This window comes from Streptomyces sp. NPDC026092, from assembly GCF_040638605.1.
Classification (GTDB): domain Bacteria; phylum Actinomycetota; class Actinomycetes; order Streptomycetales; family Streptomycetaceae; genus Streptomyces.
In genome coordinates this window covers 119,206-138,245 of the sequence record NZ_JBEZYN010000004.1, presented here as the reverse complement: position 1 = coordinate 138,245, position 19,040 = coordinate 119,206, and the positions used below count along the sequence as shown (strand labels likewise).

The window sequence follows — 19,040 nt, the reverse complement described above, 5'->3', positions numbered from 1 at the left end:
TTTGCCGGTACCTGAGTCCGCATGTGCCGCCCTGCGCGGGAGCGAGACGACTCCCCATATCCGGGGAGGGGCTCCAAAGGGCTCTGACGGCCACCTAGCGCTTCGAGCGGTGACCGGGTGTGGGCATGGTGGTGGGACCCGCTGTGGGGGGTGACGTCCGGGCGCTGTGGGGGCGTGGCTGTGGAAGGGGCGTGCCAGGCTGTGGGCGGTGACGTCCGGGCGCTGTGGGGGCGTGGCTGTGGGCAATCGTTCCGCAGGGCGGAACGGGTGGGCACAGCCCCACGGACGCGCTCACCGCGCCATGGCCCCGCACCACGGGGCACCACGGGCGCCCGAGGCCCGCGGCTCCGTCAGCCGTATGTGTCCCCGGGCCCCACGGACCCGGGCGCCCGCAGCGGCCCGTACCCCCGTCGCGGCCCGGAACCCGGCCCCAGCACCTTGATGACCCGTACCGTCCCGTGCCCCAGGTCCTCGTTCAACCGCGCCACCAGCCTCGGCGCCAACAGCCGCAGCTGCGTCGCCCACGCCGTCGAGTCGCACTGAACGGTCAGCACCCGCTCCTCCGGAGCGTCGTCGTACCGCAGCGGCACACAGTGCTTCGCCAGGTCCTCGCCGACGATCTGCGGCCAGCGCCCCATGACGCCGCCCACCGCCGCCGGCGTCTCCCAGCCGCGCTCGGTGATGAGCCGGTTGATCGCGGCGCCCAGGCCGACCGGATCCCGCCCGTCGGCGTGCGCGCCCGAGCGCAGGCCGCCACCGCGCCGCGCCTGCTTCTTCTGCTGGGCCGCGGCGCCCCGCGCCTTCGCCTGCTCCTTGGCGGCGCGCAGCGCGACGCGGGCCAGGTCGACACCCGAGGACTCGGGGGCCGCCTTGGCGGCCTGGGGGTCCTGACCGCCCTGGGGAAGCTGGTTCTCGCTCACGCGCGCACGCTCCTCACAGCCTGTCCACCGAACCCCCCGCGACCGCGTACCGAACCCCCGCGAGCACGCCCGGCACGTCGTCGTCCACCGCCGCCGTCACCAGGACCTGCTCGCCCGGGGCCACCAGCTCGGCCAGCCGCTCCCGGCGGCGCGCGTCCAGCTCGGCGAAGACGTCGTCGAGGACCAGGACCGGCTCGTTGCCCTCCGCCCGCAGCAGGTCGTACGAGGCGAGTCGCAGCGCCAGCGCGTACGACCAGGACTCCCCGTGGCTCGCGTATCCCTTCGCCGGCAGGTCGCCCAGCTTGAGCAGCAGTTCGTCCCGGTGCGGCCCGACCAGCGTGACCCCGCGCTCGATCTCCTGCTTGCGGACCTCCGCGAGCGCGGCGATCAGCTGCTCGTAGAGCTCCTCGCGGGTGTGCCCGGGGCCCGGCGCGGACGGCCGGTACTCCAGCAGAATCGGTCCGCCGCCCGGTGCCAGCTGCTCGTACGCCTTGTCGGCGAGCGGCTGCAGGACACCGATCAGATCCAGCCGCTGCGCGAGCAGCTCGGCGCCCGCCCGGGCCAGATGCTGGTCCCAGACGTCGAGCGTCGACAGGTCCATGCCACGACCGCCGTGGCGGCGCGCCATGGCCGCGGACTTCAGCAGGGTGTTGCGCTGCTTGAGCACCCGCTCGTAGTCGGAGCGCACGCCCGCCATGCGCGGCGCGCGCGCCGTGATCAGCTCGTCGAGGAAGCGCCGGCGCTCGCCGGGGTCGCCCTTCACCAGGGCCAGGTCCTCCGGCGCGAAGAGCACGGTCCGTACGATCCCCAGCACGTCACGCGGTTTGACCTGCGAGGACCTGTTGATACGGGCGCGGTTCGCGCGCCCCGGGTTCAGCTCCAGCTCGACCAGCTGGGAGCGCTCGCCCTGGGTGACGGCGGCACGAATGATCGCCCGGTCCGCCCCCATCCGTACGAGCGGGGCGTCCGAGGCGACGCGGTGGCTGCCGAGGGTGGCGAGATAGCCGACGGCCTCGACCAGGTTGGTCTTCCCCTGGCCGTTGGCGCCCACGAAAGCGGTGACGCCCGGGTCGAGCGGGACCTCGACCCGGGCGTAGGAGCGGAAGTCGGCCAGCGACAGATGCGTGACATGCATGGTGTGCGCCGACCTTCCCCCGGCTGCTGTGCACCGAGGGGTGCACAGCCTGTGGATTACTTCTTGGACTCGACCGCGTGGCCACCGAACTGGTTGCGCAGCGCGGCGATCATCTTCATCTGCGGGGAGTCGTCCTGACGGGACGCGAACCGCGCGAACAGCGAGGCGGTGATCGCGGGCAGCGGAACCGCGTTGTCGATCGCGGCCTCCACCGTCCAGCGGCCCTCGCCGGAGTCCTGCGCGAAGCCACGGAGCTGGTCCAGGTGCTCGTCCTCGTCCAGCGCGTTGACCGCGAGGTCGAGCAGCCAGGAACGGATGACCGTGCCCTCCTGCCAGGAGCGGAAGACCTCGCGCACGTCGGTGACGGAGTCGACCTTCTCCAGGAGCTCCCAGCCCTCGGCGTACGCCTGCATCATCGCGTACTCGATGCCGTTGTGGACCATCTTCGCGAAGTGGCCGGCGCCGACCTTGCCCGCGTGGACCGAGCCGAACTCGCCCTCGGGCTTCAGGGCGTCGAAGATCGGCTGGACCTTCGCCACGTCCTCGGCGGAGCCGCCGTACATCAGCGCGTAGCCGTTCTCCAGGCCCCACACACCGCCGGAGACGCCGCAGTCGACGAACCCGATGCCCTTGGCGGCGAGCTCCTCGGCGTGCTTCTCGTCGTCGGTCCAGCGGGAGTTTCCGCCGTCCACGACGATGTCGCCGGGGGAGAGCAGGTTCGCCAGCTCGTCGACGGTGGACTGGGTCGCGGCACCGGCCGGGACCATGACCCACACGACGCGCGGACCCTTCAGCTTGCCCACAAGCTCTTCGAGGCTGTGGACATCGGCGAGGTCCGGGTTGCGGTCGTATCCGATGACGGTGTGACCTGCGCGGCGGATGCGCTCACGCATGTTGCCGCCCATCTTGCCGAGACCGACGAGACCGAGCTCCATCAGAGATTCCTTAAGCGTCGTGTGCGGTTTACCCGGGTCCGAGCCTACGCCCGGACCCGGGTGCACACCTGTGGGGTCAGCCGCTCAGTCGACAGCCGTCCCCAAGGGTCATCCAGAGAGCCGCACCGGCATGATCAGGTACTTGTACGCCTCGTCCGCCTCCGCGTCCACGGCCGGCTTGCCGCTCAGCAGCGCGGGCTTGGTGGAGGTGGTGAAGGAGAGCTGGGCGACCGGGGAGTCGATCGCGCTCAGACCGTCCAGCAGGAACGTCGGGTTGAAGGCGATCGAGATGTCGTCGCCGTCCAGCTGCGCGTCCACACGCTCCACAGCCTGTGCGTCGTCGCTGGAGCCGGCCTCCAGGATCAGCACACCCTGCTCGAAGCTGAGCCGGACCGGGGTGTTGCGCTCGGCCACCAGGGCCACACGCTTGACGGCCTCGACGAACGGGGCGGTCTCGATCACCGCGATCGAGTTGAACTCGGTCGGGAAGAGCGTCCGGTACTTCGGCAGGTCGCCTTCGAGCAGCCGGGTGGTGGTGCGGCGGCCCGCACCCTCGAAGCCGATGAGGCCCTCGCCCTGGCCGGAGCCCGAGAGCGCAAGCGTGACGGTGTCGCCGCTGGTGAGCGCCTTGGCGGTGTCCAGGAGGGTCTTCGCGGGCACCAGGGCGACCGCGGAGGCGTCGGGGGACTCCGGCTTCCACAGGAACTCGCGGACCGCGAAGCGGTAGCGGTCGGTGGAGGCCAGGGTGACCGTGTCGCCCTCGATCTCGATGCGCACACCGGTGAGCACGGGCAGCGTGTCGTCGCGGCCGGCGGCGATGGCGACCTGCGCGGCGGCGGAGGCGAAGACCTCACCGGGCACGGTGCCGGTCGCGGTGGGCATCTCCGGCAGGGCCGGGTACTCCTCCACAGGCAGGGTGTGGAGGGTGAAGCGGGAGGAGCCGCAGACCACGGTCGCCCGTACACCGTCTGTGGAGATCTCGACGGGACGGTTGGGGAGGGCGCGGCAGATGTCGGCGAGCAGCCGGCCGGAGACCAGGACGGTGCCGTCCTCCTCGACCTCCGCCTCGACGGAGACACGGGCCGAGACCTCGTAGTCGAAGCTCGAGAAGCTCAGCGCGCCGTCCTCGGCCTTCAGCAGAAGGCCCGCGAGTACGGGCGCCGGCGGACGGGCCGGAAGGCTGCGGGCCACCCAGGCCACCGCCTCCGCGAGTACATCGCGCTCCACCCGGATCTTCACCGGAACCGCCTCCTGCTGTTGCTGGCTCTTCGTCGACTGCGGGACCCAGTCTGACGTACGCCGCCGACACTCGGTGCGGCTCGGGGTCAAGTCGCGACAAGAGGTCGAGGAGGCTCCGGCGCCGAGTTGTGCACAGGACCCACTTCGAAGCGGATTCCGGGCTAACTCTAGGGGGCAGTAGTAGTAGGGCCTGTGGAAACCGTGGATAACGTCGTCTTCGCAGGTCAGCCGCGGTTTTTTGTCCACTGCCCCTGTGGGTGGAGCCGGTGGACAACCGGGGTGTTCTGTGGACACCCGAAAGTTCTGCACACCCGGTACACAGGCCACGGGGACTTCTCCCCAGCGCTGTCCCCAGCTTTACCCACGTTCCCCACAGCCCAACCGTCCTCCTTGGTGTGACCGCTTTCACTCGACGCGGTGACGCCGGGCGTTTCGTTGCCGAACAGTGGACAGCGGTGTGGAGAACCTGTGGGCAACGGACCCGGCCCTGTGGGTTGCCCGTGGACAACCGACAGGAGGCCCTGTGGACGAAAAATTCATCCACAAGCTGTGGATCAAGGTTGCCAACAAATCCACACCCCTCTGACCTGGGGTGTTGCCCTGATGGCCGACGTGCCTGTGGACGCTATTCGGATAACTCCTGAGTCCCCACCCTGTGGACGGAAGATCATCCCGCAATCTGTGGAGAACGCGCCACCGCTGCGGCGGAATCGAACAGCGCGGCCGTGCACAGGCGTGTGGACGACGGGCCGGACCGTCCGCGGAGACGGCGAAGGGCGCCCCGGAAGCGTTCCCGGGGCGCCCTCAGAAGCTGCGGAGCGTCTCTCTCAGCCGTTCTTGATGCGGTTGGTGAGCTCGGTGACCTGGTTGTAGATGGAGCGGCGCTCGGCCATCAGCGCGCGGATCTTCCGGTCCGCGTGCATCACGGTCGTGTGGTCGCGGCCGCCGAACTGCGCGCCGATCTTCGGCAGGGACAGGTCGGTCAGCTCGCGGCACAGGTACATGGCGATCTGCCGGGCCGTCACCAGGACGCGACTGCGCGAGGATCCACAGAGGTCCTCGACCGTCAGGCCGAAGTAGTCGGCGGTGGCCGCCATGATCGCGCCGGCCGTGATCTCGGGCGCCGAGTCCTCGCCGCCGGGGATCAGGTCCTTGAGGACGATCTCGGTGAGCCCGAGGTCCACCGGCTGCCGGTTGAGGCTCGCGAAGGCCGTCACCCGGATCAGCGCGCCCTCCAACTCACGGATGTTCCGCGAGATCCGGGAGGCGATGAATTCCAGTACCTCCGGCGGGGCGTTGAGCTGCTCCTGCACCGCCTTCTTGCGGAGGATCGCGATCCGCGTCTCCAGCTCGGGCGGCTGCACATCGGTGGTCAGGCCCCACTCGAAGCGGTTGCGGAGCCGGTCCTCCAGGGTCATCAGCTGCTTGGGCGGCCGGTCCGAGGAGAGCACGATCTGCTTGTTCGCGTTGTGGAGCGTGTTGAACGTATGGAAGAACTCCTCCTGCGTCGACTCCTTGCTCGCGAGGAACTGGATGTCGTCGACGAGCAGGATGTCCACGTCGCGGTAGCGCTTGCGGAAGGTGTCGCCCTTGCCGTCGCGGATCGAGTTGATGAACTCGTTGGTGAACTCCTCCGAGCTCACGTACCGCACACGCGTGCCCGGGTAGAGGCTCCGCGCGTAGTGCCCGATGGCGTGCAGCAGGTGGGTCTTGCCGAGGCCCGACTCGCCGTAGATGAAGAGCGGGTTGTAGGCCTTCGCCGGCGCCTCGGCCACCGCGACCGCGGCGGCGTGCGCGAAGCGGTTCGAGGAACCGATGACGAAGGTGTCGAAGAGGTACTTCGGGTTCAGCCGCGCGTGCTGTTCGCCGGGCGCGCCGGAGCCCTGGCCGGGCGCGGACCCGGTGCCGCCTCCGGTGTGACCCGGGACCGGACCACCGTGCCCACCGGGGCCGCCGGGGCCACCCGGTCGCGGGCCGTGACCGGTGCCCGGCCGCTGCGTGTCGGGCAGCTCGCCCCGCTCGGGCCGCTGCGGCTGGTCGTAGGCGGACGGCCGCTCGTCGTAGCGGGGCTGCTGCGGCTGCTGCGGGCGCGGGCCGGTGTACGGGTCGCGCTCCTGGTAGCCCCCGAGGCGCGGCTGCTGCCAGGAGAGGTCGTCCTGGGTGCGCGGCCAGGCGCCCGGGTCGGGGCGCTGCTGCTGGTAGTCCGGGTAGGCCGGCCGGGCGGTGGGCAGCCCGTCGTCCGGCATCGGGCGGTGCCCGTAGCCGTCGTACTTGTCGTACGAGTCCGTCGGCGGCCGCTCGTCGTAGCGCGGCTGCTGGATCGGGGGCGCCGGCGGGGTCGGCTCGCCGACGGAGTCGTCGACGGTGATCGCGATCCGGATCGGGCGGCCGCACTCATGGCTGAGCGTCTCGCTGATGAGCGGCGCAAGCCGGCCTTCGAGGACTCGCTTGCCCCATTCGTTGGGGACGGCGAGGAGTGCGGTGTCGGCCACCAGTGCGAGAGGCTGGCAGCGCTCGATCCACTGCTTGTCCTTGGGCTCGATGCCCTGCTGGCCTTCGCCGAGGAGTTGCTCGAGCACGCGTGGCCACACTGCGGCAAGATCGGCAGGTACGTCAGCCACAGGGCACGCTTCCTCGCAGGTCCCACGAATGTGTGGTTCTCGGGACGGTTGGTCGAAGTCCATCAGGACAGGTAAGGACAGAACGGAAAAAAGATTGAGAAGGGTCCAGCCACGGTAGTCGTGGCGGCTGACCTCGTTCAAGTCGTTGTCCACAGCCTGTGCACAATGGACCCCGGTGACCGGTCGGTTTGACCGGATGGCGTAGCCGCGCGTACCGTAACGTGGTCGAGTTGTCGATGGCTGCTGCCGCCTGCCTCCGATGGGCAAAGATCACGGTCTGTGATCGTGAAGCGGTGCACTCGGGCGTATTGCGAGCTACTCGTGGGCGCACGGTGACAGCCAGGCGATGTCCCGCCATCAACGAATCATTTCTGGAGCCCCCGAGTGAGCAAGCGCACCTTCCAGCCGAACAACCGTCGTCGCGCCAAGACCCACGGCTTCCGCCTGCGGATGCGTACGCGCGCCGGTCGCGCCATCCTGGCGAACCGCCGTTCCAAGGGTCGCTCGAGCCTGTCCGCCTGATCTGCTTTAACAGGTCATGACGTGCTGCCTACCGAGAATCGGCTGAGGCGGCGCGAGGACTTCGCAACCGCGGTACGCCGAGGTCGCCGGGCCGGTCGCCCGCTCCTCGTCGTCCACCTACGCAGCGGTGCAACGGACCCGCACGCGCCTGGGGAGAGCGCTTCCCAGACGCGTGCGGGTTTCGTCGTGAGCAAGGCCGTCGGCGGTGCGGTGGTACGCAACCAGGTGAAGCGACGCCTGCGCCATCTTGTCCGCGAACGACTGTCCGAGCTGCCCCCCGGTAGCCTGGTGGTCGTACGGGCGTTGCCCGGAGCCGGTGACGCCGATCACGCACAGCTGGCCCGAGACCTCGACGCCGCTCTTCAGCGGCTCCTGGGAGGGGGCGCGCGATGAAGTACCCGCTGCTGGCTCTCATCAAGCTGTACCAGTGGACGATCAGCCCGCTTCTCGGGCCCGTCTGCAGGTACTACCCGTCGTGTTCCCACTATGGATTCACGGCCATCGACCGGCATGGCGCGATCAAGGGCACAGCCCTGACCGCCTGGCGCATTCTGCGGTGCAACCCGTGGTCGCCCGGCGGTGTGGACCACGTACCCGCGCGCAAGCGTCCGCGCTGGCATGAACTGCTGCGGAACGCACTGCGTGGCGACAAGGGCGGGTCCCCCGCCGAGACGAGCCCGGCCGCAGAGACCCCGCCCAATGCTCAAGGAGCCTGATTAGTGGACACGATTGCCAATTTTTTCAGCTTCATCACCACCCCTGTCTCATGGGTGATCGTCCAGTTCCACAAGCTGTACGGGGCGATCTTCGGCCCTGACACGGGCTGGGCCTGGGGCCTGTCGATCGTGTCCCTCGTGGTGCTGATCCGTATCTGTCTGATCCCGCTCTTCGTGAAGCAGATCAAGTCGACGCGGAACATGCAGGCGCTCCAGCCGAAGATGAAGGCGATCCAGGAGCGCTACAAGAGCGACAAGCAGCGTCAGTCCGAAGAGATGATGAAGCTGTACAAGGAGACGGGTACCAACCCGCTCTCCTCGTGCCTTCCCATCCTGGCGCAGTCCCCGTTCTTCTTCGCTCTGTACGCGGTGCTCTCGCACATCGCCGAGGGCAAGACGATCGGCGTCATCAACCAGTCGCTGCTCGACAGCGCGCGGCAGGCGCACATCTTTGGCGCCCCGCTGGCGTCCACCTTCACGGACAGCGCCGCCGACGTCGCCGCTCTCGACGCCTCGCTGACCTCGGTCCGCATCGTCACCGCGGTCATGATCGTCCTGATGTCGGCCTCGCAGTTCTACACGCAGCGCCAGCTGATGATGAAGAACGTCGACCTCTCGGTGAAGACGCCGTACATGCAGCAGCAGAAGATGCTCATGTACATCTTCCCGTTGATCTTCGCCGTCATGGGCATCAACTTCCCCGTCGGTGTCCTCGTCTACTGGCTGACCACCAACGTGTGGACCATGGGCCAGCAGATGTACGTGATCAACCAGAACCCCACCCCGGGAAGCAAGGCCCAGGACGCCTACCTGCAGCGCCTGCTGAAGAGCGTCGGGGCACACGGTGAGGTGCGCGGCCGTCGCCGGAAGAGCGTCGTCAAGGCCATCGTCGCCAAGGGCTCCGACCGCAACGAGAACGAGCGCCGCTTCTTCTCCGGTCTCGCCAAGGCCGGCTTCGCCGCCCAGGCCGACGGCACCGTGATCAAGAGCGACACGGTCGCGGCCGAGGTGGAGGGCGGCGGTACGGCGGCCAAGCGTCAGCAGCCCAAGCGCCAGACCAAGGCGAAGCGGCAGGCCGCGGCCCAGCACTCCGCGGTCAAGGACGCGTCCGAGGACACGGCTGAGTCCGAGGTCTCGGACGAGAAGCCCAAGCCCTCGCTGGAGAAGAAGCCGCAGGATGAGGCCAAGGACGCGTCCCAGGACGTGACCAAGGACTCGGAGCAGGGCGACAAGCCCGCGCGCCCGAGGGCCAACTCCGGGGGTTCCCGTCAGGCCAAGTCCGGTCAGCGCAAGGGCCAGCAGCGCCCGAAGCACCCGTCGTCCAAGAAGTAGAAGGAGTCCATCCGTGACGGAAGACACCATCTCCGCCGCCGAGGGTGGCGACACCCTGACCCGCCTGGAGCAGGAGGGTGAGATCGCGGCCGACTACCTCGAGGGTCTGCTCGACATCGCCGACCTGGATGGCGACATCGACATGGACGTCGAGGCGGACCGGGCGGCGGTCTCGATCATCAGTGACTCGAGCGCCCGCGAACTGCAGAAGCTCGTCGGCCGTGACGGCGAGGTGCTGGAGGCGCTCCAGGAGCTGACCCGGCTGGCCGTGCACCGGGAGACCGGCGACCGCAGCCGCCTGATGCTCGACATCGCCGGGTTCCGCGCCAAGAAGCGCGCCGAGCTCGCCGAGATCGGCGCCAAGGCCGCGTCCGAGGTGAAGTCGACCGGGGCCCCGGTCAAGCTGGACCCGATGACCCCGTTCGAGCGCAAGGTCGTGCACGACGCGGTCGCCGCCGCCGGTCTGCGCAGCGAGTCCGAGGGCGAGGAGCCGCAGCGCTTCGTCGTCGTACTCCCTGCCTGATCCCTCTCGCAGTGTCGGCCCCGTCTGCTCGCAGGCGGGGCCGATCTTGTCAGCCTGATAGTCAGCCACCACAGTGCGCGCGCACCCACGGGTGCGGTGCGGAAGGACGGTTCCCGTGACGGAGGCAGCGGAACTCCCCCCTGCGCCCGAACAGGCGCGGACGGTATTCGGTGAGTACTTCCCGGAGGCCGTCCGGTACGCGGAGCTTCTCGCGGACGCCGGCGTCAAGCGGGGGCTGATCGGCCCCCGTGAGGTTCCCCGTCTGTGGGAGCGGCACCTGCTGAACTGCGCGGTGCTCTCCGAGGTGGTGCCCGAGGGCGTCACCGTCTGCGATGTCGGCTCGGGGGCCGGACTGCCGGGCATCCCTCTTGCCCTGGTGCGCCCGGACTTGAAAATCACGCTCCTGGAGCCGCTGCTCCGCCGTACGAACTTCCTCCAGGAGGTCGTGGAGCTGCTGGGCCTGGACCATGTGACCGTGGTCCGGGGCCGCGCCGAGGAGATGCTCGGAAAGGTCCCTCCGGTGCATGTGGTGACGGCGCGTGCCGTGGCACCGCTGGACCGGCTGGCCGGCTGGGGCGTCCCGCTGCTCCGTCCGTACGGGGAGATGCTGGCCCTCAAGGGCGACACGGCCGAGGAGGAGATCGACGGCGCCCGTGCCGCGCTCTCCAAGCTCGGTGTGGTGGGTACCTCCGTGCTCCAGGTCGGCGAGGGCATCGTGGACCCGCTGTCGACCGTCGTACGGGTGGAGGTCGGCGAGAGCCCGGGCGGTGTGAGGTTCGCCGCCAAGCGCGCCAAGGCTGCCCGTCCGAGCAGGACCCGTCGCCGCCGCTGAGTCGTCAACGCGGCGGATATGAAGCGTCAACGCTGCGCCGTTGATCCGTACAAGCTGCCATACGTACGTATTTCGGAGTGTCGAGCGGTCCTGCGTCGGCAGCGAGTGCATCGTGTTTCACGTGAAACGTCGCTCACTGCTGCAGGGGATCATCAGCCGCGGCCGCGCGGCTGCCACGCCCCGGGACCGCAAACCTCTCGCGAAACCCCTCGCGAGGGGGGCGGGATTGTCCACAGAGGTGGATTCATCCACAGAACCACGGGCCTCGCTGGTTCACGACCCCGAAAGCATGGCAGGCTCTGTTCATCGCGAGCCTGAAGCCGAGGAGAGTGAATCCTTGCGGTCCAACGCCAACATCGCGGGACCGATGACCGATCCGGTCCCCGGTCCCCGAACCGAATCGGCGGGGGAGGATGTTTCACGTGAAACACCGCCCCCGATGGACGACACCCCCATTGGTCGTGCTGCCCAACTGGCAGTAGAGGCGCTCGGGCGTGCCGGTGAGGGTCTTCCCCGGCCCGCCCAGACACGCGTGATGGTGGTGGCGAACCAGAAGGGCGGAGTGGGCAAGACGACCACGACGGTCAACCTTGCCGCTTCCCTGGCGCTCCACGGCGCCCGAGTCCTGGTCATCGACCTCGACCCGCAGGGCAACGCCTCGACGGCCCTCGGAATCGACCACCACGCCGAAGTTCCCTCGATCTACGACGTCCTCGTGGAGAGCAAGCCGCTCTCCGACGTGGTCCAGCCCGTCCAGGACGTCGAAGGCCTCTTCTGCGCGCCGGCCACCATCGATCTCGCCGGTGCGGAGATCGAGCTCGTGTCGCTGGTGGCGCGGGAGAGCCGGCTTCAGCGAGCGATCCAGGCATACGAGCAGCCGCTGGACTACATCCTGATCGATTGCCCGCCCTCGCTGGGTCTGCTCACGGTCAACGCCATGGTGGCGGGTGCCGAGGTGCTGATCCCGATCCAGTGCGAGTACTACGCGCTGGAGGGCCTGGGGCAGCTCCTGCGGAACGTCGACCTGGTGCGCGGGCACCTCAACCCTGCGCTGCATGTCTCGACGATCCTGCTCACCATGTACGACGGCCGGACCAGGCTTGCCTCTCAGGTCGCCGACGAGGTGCGCAGCCACTTCGCCGAGGAGGTGCTGCGGACCAGCATCCCGAGGTCCGTGCGGATCTCGGAGGCGCCGAGCTACGGCCAGACGGTCCTCACGTACGATCCGGGCTCCAGCGGTTCGCTCTCCTATCTGGAGGCGGCCCGTGAGATCGCGCTGCGGGGCGTCGGCATCCACTACGACCCGCAGCACGCCCCTGTGGGCCTTCAGAACAACCAGCACAGCATCTCGGAGGGGATCCAGTGAGCGATCGACGTAGGGGGTTGGGGCGTGGGCTCGGTGCGCTGATCCCCGCTGCTCCCCAGGAGCGGCAGCCACCCGCTGTCGGCGTGGGGGCGGGGTCCACTCCGCCCGGCGCCATCCCGGCCCACACCTCGGACCGGGGAGTGGCCGCTGCGAAGGTGACGACCCTTCCGCAGAGCCCGCAGTCCCCGGACTCCGTGGTGCCGGAGCCCGAGGTCGATGTGGTGGTGGAGACGGAGTCCCCCGCCGGCGCGCACTTCGCCGAGCTGCCGCTGGACTTCATCACGCCCAACCCGAAGCAGCCGCGTGAGGTCTTCGACGAGGACGCGCTGGCGGAGCTGGTCACCTCCATCAAGGAGGTCGGTCTGCTGCAGCCGGTCGTCGTACGCCAGCTGGGTGCCGAGCGCTACGAGCTCATCATGGGTGAGCGTCGTTGGAGGGCCTGCCGTGAGGCCGGTCTGGAGCGGATCCCCGCCATCGTCCGGGCCACGGAGGACGAGAAGCTTCTCCTGGACGCGCTCCTGGAGAACCTCCACCGGGCGCAGCTGAACCCGCTGGAAGAGGCCGCCGCCTACGACCAGCTGCTCAAGGACTTCAACTGCACGCACGACCAGCTGGCGGATCGCATCGGGCGCTCGCGCCCGCAGGTCTCCAACACGCTGCGTCTGCTGCGTCTGTCGCCGCCGGTCCAGCGTCGTGTCGCCGCAGGTGTGCTCTCCGCCGGTCATGCGCGTGCCCTGCTCTCCGTGGAGGACCCGGAGGCACAGGACAAGCTGGCGTACCGGATCGTGGCCGAGGGGCTCTCGGTGCGCGCGGTCGAAGAGATCGTGACGCTGATGGGCTCGGAGCCCAGCTCCTCGGTCAAGCCGAAGGGGCCGCGGGCCGGAGCACGCGTCTCGCCGGCGCTCACGGACCTGGCCTCGCGGCTCTCGGATCGCTTCGAGACCCGCGTGAAGGTCGACCTGGGGCAGAAGAAAGGCAAGATCGTCGTCGAGTTCGCCTCGATAGAGGATCTGGACCGGATCCTCGGAACCCTGGCGCCCGGTGAGGGGCGCGTGATGGATCAGGGGAACTCTGAGCAGAGCGAGGACGACAGCGAGAGCTGACCCTCGGTCGGTGTCTCCGCGACTTCAGGGCGGGCCGTGATCCGGTGAGAACCGGGACACGGCCCGCCCTTTGCCTGCGAGCGGTATCGCCCTGATCGCCCCATCGATACGATTCTGGGAGCGCGTATCCGTGCTGCGATGGCCGTGGGAAGCGAGGCAACAGCCGTGGGGCGTCGGCTTGTACCGCTCACTCTCGACAACCTTCCGGACCTCCCCAAGCGATGTCGTTCCTGCGTGTTCTGGGAGCTCGACCCGGTGAGCGGCGAGGCCGCGGTGAAAGCCGGCCGCCCGGAGCTGGAGAAGGAGGCGTGGATCTCCGCCGTTCTGCTCGAGTGGGGATCCTGCGGGCGCGTGGTCTATGTCGACGAGGTGCCCGTCGGCTTCGTTCTCTACGCGCCACCCGCCTATGTGCCACGCTCCATGGCGTTTCCCACGAGCCCGGTCTCCGCAGACTCGGTTCAGTTGATGACGGCCTGGATCATGCCGGGCTATCAGGGGCAGGGGCTCGGCCGGATGATGGTGCAGACCGTCGCCAAGGATCTTCTGCGGCGCGGCTTCCGAGCGATCGAGGCCTTCGGGGACGCCCGCTGGAAGGAGCCGGCCTGTGTGCTGCCGGCCGACCATCTCACGGCGGTCGGGTTCAAGACCGTACGGCCGCACCCCACCCATCCACGGCTGAGGCTGGAGCTCCGGACGACGCTGTCGTGGAAGGAAGACGTGGAGCTTGCGCTCGACCGGCTCCTGGGCGCCGTCCAGAAGGAGCCGGCGCTGCGGCCCCTGTAGTTCTGTTGTGGTGGACGACGAACGGCCCGCCTCCGAAGTCCGGAGGCGGGCCGTTCGTGTTTCACGTGAAACAGGGATGTCAGGCGGATTCCTTGACGAAGCCTTCAAGGTCGCGGAGGATCGCGGCCTTCGGCTTCGCGCCGACGATCGTCTTCACGACCTCGCCACCCTGGTAGACGTTGAGCGTCGGGATGGACATGACGCCGTACTTGGCGGCCGTACCCGGGTTCTCGTCGATGTTGAGCTTCACGACCTCGATCTCGCCGTGCTCGGCCGCGATGGCCTCCAGCGACGGGGCGATCTGGCGGCACGGCCCGCACCACGCAGCCCAGAAGTCCACCAGGACGGGCTTGTCGCTGTTGAGGACGACCTCGTCGAAGTCGGCGTCGGTCACATTCTTCAAGGTGCCGGCCACGGCAACCTCCCTTAACTATGCGGGGTGTGAGTGGTGGGGTCAGACCGCAGGGGTCTCGGCGAGCTTCTCGCTGTCGGCGAGGGCCGCGAGGAAGCGCTCGGCGTCGAGCGCGGCGGAGCAACCGGTGCCGGCGGCGGTGATCGCCTGGCGGTAGGTGTGGTCGACGACGTCACCAGCTCCGAAGACACCGGAGAGGTTCGTCCGCGTCGACGGGGCATCGACCTTGAGGTAGCCCTCGTCGTCCAGCTCGAGCTGGCCCTTGAAGAGCTCCGTACGGGGGTCGTGGCCCACGGCGATGAACAGACCGGTGGCCGCCAGCTCGCTGGTCTCGCCCGTCTTGGTGTTGCGCAGGGTCAGACCGGAGAGCTTCTGGTCGCCGTGGATCTCGGCGACCTCGCTGTCCCAGGCGAACTTGATCTTCGGGTCGGCGAACGCACGGTCCTGCATCGCCTTGGAGGCGCGCAGGGAGTCCCGGCGGTGGACGATCGTGACCGACTTGGCGAAGCGCGACAGGAAGGTCGCCTCCTCCATCGCGGTGTCGCCACCACCGACGACGGCGATGTCCTGGTCCTTGAAGAAGAACCCGTCGCAGGTCGCGCACCAGGAGACGCCGCGACCGGAGAGCACGTCCTCACGCGGGAGACCGAGCTTGCGGTGCTGGGAGCCGGTCGTGACGATGACGGCCTTCGCCTGGTGCACCGTGCCGGCGGTGTCGGTGACGGTCTTGATCTCGCCGGTCAGGTCCACGGCGACGATGTCGTCCGGGACCAGCTCCGCGCCGAAGCGCTCGGCCTGGGCGCGCATGTTGTCCATCAGGTCGGGGCCCATGATGCCGTCACGGAAGCCGGGGAAGTTTTCCACGTCGGTCGTGTTCATCAGGGCGCCACCAGCGGTGACGGCACCCTCGAAGACCAGGGGCTTCAGCGACGCACGCGCTGTGTAGAGCGCAGCGGTGTAACCCGCGGGCCCGGAGCCGATGATGATCACGTTACGGACGTCGCTCACGGGTTTCTTCCTCGTCTCTGCAGACTGCCTACTGCCTACGGGGCGGCCAGATCGGTGACTCTCACCCCACCCAACGGATCCTACGGGGCCAGCATTCCCGAGAGCGCCGCGCGGCACGGCGCGGAGTCAGGAGCGCGGGTAGGTGTGCGTCAGCAGAACCTCGGCCTTGCCCTGTCCGCCACTGTCGGCGCAGGAGGCGTCGAGGACGTAGGCCTGCACGTGAGTGGCGTCGGTTCCCTGCGGCAGCAGCAGGAGATAGGCCGGCGTTCCCTTGTAGTCACCGCGCTGGAAGGCGAGCACGGCCTCGGGGCGGCCCGTACCGGCCTTGACGCACTCGGGCAGGGGCTCGGCCACATTCCGTTGCTGCGGGGTGTCACCACCCTCGGCGGAGAGCGACTCCGGCTGGGTCTCCCCGGGAGCCTTGAGGGTGTCCGGCCGGAGCAGTTCCTGAACCTGGGCTTCCATCGGCCGGCCATCGAAGTGGTCGGGGGCGACGCCGCTCGCGGCGGTGCTGGTCTTGTCGGCGGCGTTGTCCCCGCCGAGCGTCTGCATGCCGCCTTGGATGAAGAAGAGGCTCATGCCGAGGGCTGCGGCGCCGAGGACGGCACCGAGCGCCGCGATCCGGCGACGCCGGGGTCGCGGGCGGCCGGGACCGGTGGTGGCGCGAGGGTGGCCGCCAGGACGCCGTGCGGCCGGCGTGGGCTCCGTGACCGTGGGAGGAGGGGCTGCGGAGTGGACGCTCGCTGTTTCACGTGAAACATGCGGGTCGATTTCGGGGGCGGTGGCGTTCAGCAGCGCCTCGGCGGCCAGCGCGGCATCGATACGACCGGCGATGTCCGCGGGGATCCGTGGCGGGCCGGGAAGGGTTCCGAGCAGCCCGCGGATCTCCGCCAAGGAGGTCCGGACGTCCGCGCAGAGGGAGCAGCCTTCAATGTGCCGACGGACAGCTGCCGTACGGGACGGGGAGAGCAGTCCCTCGGCCAGGTCGGAGATCTCCGAGACGTCCGGGTGCTGTGTTGTGTCGGCCTTGCCGGTCGTGGCAGTCACGCGCGCCCACCTCCGCCCTTCACAGCAGCCGGCCCATTCGGTCCGGTATCCGATGGCCCCGACACCGGTGGGACGGATGTCCCCGGCGTCCGGTTCCTTCCCCGGTCGGGGCCCTCGTTACCCACGGTGTCGGCGCGCAGATGGCTGAGCATCGGGAGCAGCCTCGCCCGTCCGCGTGAACAGCGGCTCTTCACCGTCCCGGTGGGGACGTCGAGGATGCGCGCGGCTTCGGCCACCGGGTAGCCCTGCATGTCCACGAGGACCAGGGCGGCCCGTTGGTCCGCGGGGAGAGTGGCGAGGGCGGCCAGCAGCTCTCGGTGGAGGTCCTGGCGCTCGGCGGGGGCCTCGGCCGACTCGGCGGGTTCGAGGAGCTGCTCGAACCGCGCGGTGTCGTCCATGGGGGAGGTCTTGCGGGAGGCGGCCTTGCGGGCACGGTCGAGACAGGCGTTCACCGTGATCCGGTGCAGCCAGGTCGTGACGGCCGACTGACCCCGGAAGGTATGGGCGGCCCGGAAGGCCGACACAAGGGCGTCCTGGAGGGCGTCAGCGGCCTCCTCGCGGTCCCCCAGGGTCCGCAGGGCCACCGCCCACAACCGATCGCGGTGGCGCCGTACGAGCTCACCGAAGGCGTCGGGATCGCCGGCGACATGGCGTGCCAGGAGATCCTGGTCGCTGATGCCGCTGCCTATGGCTTCTTCCAACGGTGAGCCCCCTCCCCCGATGCCGTCAGCTGGTGATCTTGATGTCCGAGATCTTGCCGCGGTAGCCCTGGCCGCTGCCGGGCAGGTCGGTCAGCCAGACCAGAACGTAGCGCGTCTTCACGGGCTTGTCGGCCTTGAGTGCGACCTGCTCACCGGAGCCTGAGGTCACGGTGGTGAAGGCCGAGGCCGACGTGGGCTGGGACGAGGCGTTCTCGGGCGCTGTCCGCAGCTCGACGGAGGTCTTCCCTTCGAAGGTCACCTCCACCTGGGAGATCTCCTGGACCCTGCCGAGGTCCAGGACGAGGCCCACGCCTTCCTTCAGTCTGCCGAAGTTCGAGTACCCGTAGTAGATGGACGTCTGCCAGGAGGTGGTGGGGCTGCCGTCGAAGGCATTCCCTATCTCCGACGGGGTCTCGGCGCCGTCGCCCTGCGGGTCGAAGTCGCTCGCACCGGCGATCGTGACTGGCTTGCCCGTCTCGGGCTGCTTCTCGTCCTCCGTGTCCTGCGGCTGAGTGGTCTGCGGGGTTTCCTTGTTGTTCTTGCCCTGGTCGAGCAGCCGGTCCGCGATCTGCCAGCTGCCCAGGCCCAGGGCGGCGATCAGGAGCGCCGACACGGCCCACTTCAGGGCCCGGCCGGTGCGGCTCTCCAGCGGCGCCGGAGGAACCATCACGGGCTGCGTCGCCGGGGCGCCCGGGCGGGGCTGCGGGCGCCCGTAGGTGCCCTGCTGGTAGGTGGTGCGCTGATAGTCGGGCGGGGTGGGGAACTCGGGCTCCGGCGGGCGGATGCGGGGCATCCCGGCCACGGCCTTGGCGAGCTCGTCCGGGGTGGTGCAGGGCGGCTCCTGCCGTGAGGCGGTGGCCCCGTCGTTGGCCAGAGCGCGCATCGCGATCTCGGACAGACCGCGGTGGACCCCGGCCCGCACCTGGTCGGGAGCGAGCAGCCCTACACCCTTGGGGAGGCCGGAGAGGCCGTAGGCGTCGCTGTCGTACGGCCAGCGCTGGGTCAGCGCCGCGTAGAGCAGGGCGCCGATCGCCTCGGTGTCCGTGCGCTGAGGGCGCTCGGCGCTGATGCCCCGCAGCGCGGCGTTCACGGCCAGGCCGCGAATCCGGTACTGGCCCGTGGAACTGCGCAGGACAGCGCTGGGCGTCAGTCGGAGATGGGCCAGGCCTTCGCGGTGCGCGGCGGCCATGGCCTGGGAGACCTGGCTGACGAGCTGGTACGCGTCGTGCGGCTCCAGCGGGCCGGCGGCGAGCAGCGTCGTCAGCTCGGTGGAGTCGGGAAGCCACTCGTGCACCACGTACACGAGGTCGTTCTCCTCGACGGCGTCGAGGACCTGGACGAACCGGGGGTCGCCGAGCAGCGCCGCCGAGCGGGCCGCCGCGAGGACCGAACGGGCCCTGGGGTGGTCGGCCGGCAACAGGTGGACGCCGACGGCACGCCGAAGTTTCTCGTCGACGGCACGCCAACTGCTGAAACCGTCCAGACGAGTGACGCACTCCTCCAGCCGGTACCGCCTGGCCAGTTTGTGCCCGCTGTGCAGTTCGGGAGTCTCGATGGAGGGCTGTTCGCCGTTCTGCCGCTTCGCGGCCTTGTCCTCTGCGACCTCGGCGGACTGCTCCGCCGTGTCCTGCGCTTCCGCCACCCCGTCGCTCGCGGCCGTGTCCGCCTTGGCGGTCAGCGGGTCGTCACCGCTGTTGTCGGCCACGTCGACGGCAGCCGTGCTACGTTCCGCCACCGTCGTTCCTGCCTCCCCATCCGTTGCGCCACATCCAGCAGCCATGCCAATTGTGCCCACAGTCGGCCGCTATGCACGACACGCGGCGGCCGACGATGGTTGTGCGGGGA

Annotated in this window: 19 protein-coding genes; 9 read left to right on the top strand and 10 right to left on the bottom strand. The window is 69.3% G+C overall.

All coding sequences use genetic code 11. The features are described 5' to 3' along the window. Positions 1–350: 350 nt before the first annotated feature. From AB0F56_RS07890 to dnaA, 5 genes are all read right to left on the bottom strand, one after another. The gene (locus AB0F56_RS07890) at positions 351–920 is read right to left on the bottom strand and encodes a DciA family protein (protein WP_362005393.1); all 570 of its coding nucleotides are present in this window, start codon (positions 918–920) and stop codon (positions 351–353) included. Between the two features lie 13 nt (positions 921–933). Beyond that, on the bottom strand, positions 934–2,055 hold the full coding sequence (recF, locus tag AB0F56_RS07885; protein ID WP_362005390.1) for a DNA replication/repair protein RecF: 1,122 nt from the start codon (positions 2,053–2,055) through the stop codon (positions 934–936). Positions 2,056–2,111: 56 nt separating this feature from the next. Further along, entirely contained in the window at positions 2,112–2,990 is an 879-nt protein-coding gene (gene gnd / locus AB0F56_RS07880) for a phosphogluconate dehydrogenase (NAD(+)-dependent, decarboxylating) (protein WP_362005387.1), read from the bottom strand. Positions 2,991–3,098: 108 nt separating this feature from the next. After that, positions 3,099–4,229 carry a DNA polymerase III subunit beta gene (dnaN, locus tag AB0F56_RS07875; protein ID WP_362005384.1) on the bottom strand — a complete coding sequence of 377 codons (1,131 nt, stop codon included), beginning with the start codon at positions 4,227–4,229 and terminating at the stop codon, positions 3,099–3,101. An 827-nt stretch (positions 4,230–5,056) separates the two neighbouring features. After that, entirely contained in the window at positions 5,057–6,850 is a 1,794-nt protein-coding gene (gene dnaA / locus AB0F56_RS07870; RefSeq protein ID WP_362005381.1) for a chromosomal replication initiator protein DnaA, read from the bottom strand. A gap of 384 nt (positions 6,851–7,234) precedes the next feature. On the opposite strand from dnaA, the gene rpmH reads away from it, so the two are divergent. The 9 genes from rpmH to AB0F56_RS07825 all read left to right on the top strand — a co-directional run bounded on the left by rpmH (position 7,235) and on the right by AB0F56_RS07825 (position 14,027). After that, a complete protein-coding gene (gene rpmH, locus AB0F56_RS07865; protein WP_060891143.1) occupies positions 7,235–7,372 on the top strand; it encodes a 50S ribosomal protein L34 in 138 nt (45 codons plus the stop codon). A 21-nt stretch (positions 7,373–7,393) separates the two neighbouring features. Next, the gene (gene rnpA / locus AB0F56_RS07860; RefSeq protein ID WP_362005379.1) at positions 7,394–7,765 is read left to right on the top strand and encodes a ribonuclease P protein component; all 372 of its coding nucleotides are present in this window, start codon (positions 7,394–7,396) and stop codon (positions 7,763–7,765) included. Beyond that, positions 7,762–8,088, top strand: a complete 327-nt coding sequence (gene yidD / locus AB0F56_RS07855) for a membrane protein insertion efficiency factor YidD (RefSeq protein WP_362005377.1) — start codon at positions 7,762–7,764, stop codon at positions 8,086–8,088. Before rnpA ends, yidD begins: the two co-directional genes overlap by 4 nt. A 3-nt stretch (positions 8,089–8,091) precedes the next feature. Continuing rightward, positions 8,092–9,420, top strand: a complete 1,329-nt coding sequence (gene yidC, locus AB0F56_RS07850; protein WP_362005375.1) for a membrane protein insertase YidC — start codon at positions 8,092–8,094, stop codon at positions 9,418–9,420. A gap of 13 nt (positions 9,421–9,433) precedes the next feature. Then, on the top strand, positions 9,434–9,943 hold the full coding sequence (locus AB0F56_RS07845; protein ID WP_362005373.1) for a R3H domain-containing nucleic acid-binding protein: 510 nt from the start codon (positions 9,434–9,436) through the stop codon (positions 9,941–9,943). A gap of 115 nt (positions 9,944–10,058) precedes the next feature. Next, positions 10,059–10,775 (top strand): 16S rRNA (guanine(527)-N(7))-methyltransferase RsmG, encoded by a 717-nt coding sequence (rsmG, locus tag AB0F56_RS07840; protein WP_362005370.1) that lies wholly within the window; start codon positions 10,059–10,061, stop codon positions 10,773–10,775. 289 nt (positions 10,776–11,064) lie between these two features. Beyond that, positions 11,065–12,141, top strand: coding sequence for a ParA family protein (locus tag AB0F56_RS07835; protein ID WP_362006119.1), 1,077 nt, complete (start codon positions 11,065–11,067; stop codon positions 12,139–12,141). Then, positions 12,138–13,244, top strand: coding sequence for a ParB/RepB/Spo0J family partition protein (locus AB0F56_RS07830; RefSeq protein WP_362005368.1), 1,107 nt, complete (start codon positions 12,138–12,140; stop codon positions 13,242–13,244). The genes AB0F56_RS07835 and AB0F56_RS07830 overlap by 4 nt, the downstream gene beginning before the upstream one ends. Positions 13,245–13,409: 165 nt before the next feature. Next, positions 13,410–14,027, top strand: a complete 618-nt coding sequence (locus tag AB0F56_RS07825) for a GNAT family N-acetyltransferase (protein WP_362005366.1) — start codon at positions 13,410–13,412, stop codon at positions 14,025–14,027. A 79-nt stretch (positions 14,028–14,106) separates the two neighbouring features. Here AB0F56_RS07825 and trxA read toward each other — a convergent pair whose 3' ends face one another. The 5 genes from trxA to AB0F56_RS07800 all read right to left on the bottom strand — a co-directional run bounded on the left by trxA (position 14,107) and on the right by AB0F56_RS07800 (position 18,930). After that, positions 14,107–14,442 carry a thioredoxin gene (gene trxA, locus AB0F56_RS07820; RefSeq protein ID WP_362005363.1) on the bottom strand — a complete coding sequence of 112 codons (336 nt, stop codon included), beginning with the start codon at positions 14,440–14,442 and terminating at the stop codon, positions 14,107–14,109. Positions 14,443–14,481: 39 nt separating this feature from the next. Then, a complete protein-coding gene (gene trxB, locus AB0F56_RS07815) occupies positions 14,482–15,447 on the bottom strand; it encodes a thioredoxin-disulfide reductase (RefSeq protein WP_362005360.1) in 966 nt (321 codons plus the stop codon). Positions 15,448–15,573: 126 nt separating this feature from the next. Continuing rightward, positions 15,574–16,494 carry a zf-HC2 domain-containing protein gene (locus tag AB0F56_RS07810; RefSeq protein WP_362005358.1) on the bottom strand — a complete coding sequence of 307 codons (921 nt, stop codon included), beginning with the start codon at positions 16,492–16,494 and terminating at the stop codon, positions 15,574–15,576. Then, positions 16,491–17,195 carry an RNA polymerase sigma factor SigM gene (sigM, locus tag AB0F56_RS07805; RefSeq protein ID WP_362005355.1) on the bottom strand — a complete coding sequence of 235 codons (705 nt, stop codon included), beginning with the start codon at positions 17,193–17,195 and terminating at the stop codon, positions 16,491–16,493. Before sigM ends, AB0F56_RS07810 begins: the two co-directional genes overlap by 4 nt. Before the next feature lie 25 nt (positions 17,196–17,220). Continuing rightward, positions 17,221–18,930, bottom strand: a complete 1,710-nt coding sequence (locus tag AB0F56_RS07800) for a protein kinase family protein (RefSeq protein WP_362005352.1) — start codon at positions 18,928–18,930, stop codon at positions 17,221–17,223. Between the last annotated feature and the right edge of the window lie 110 nt (positions 18,931–19,040).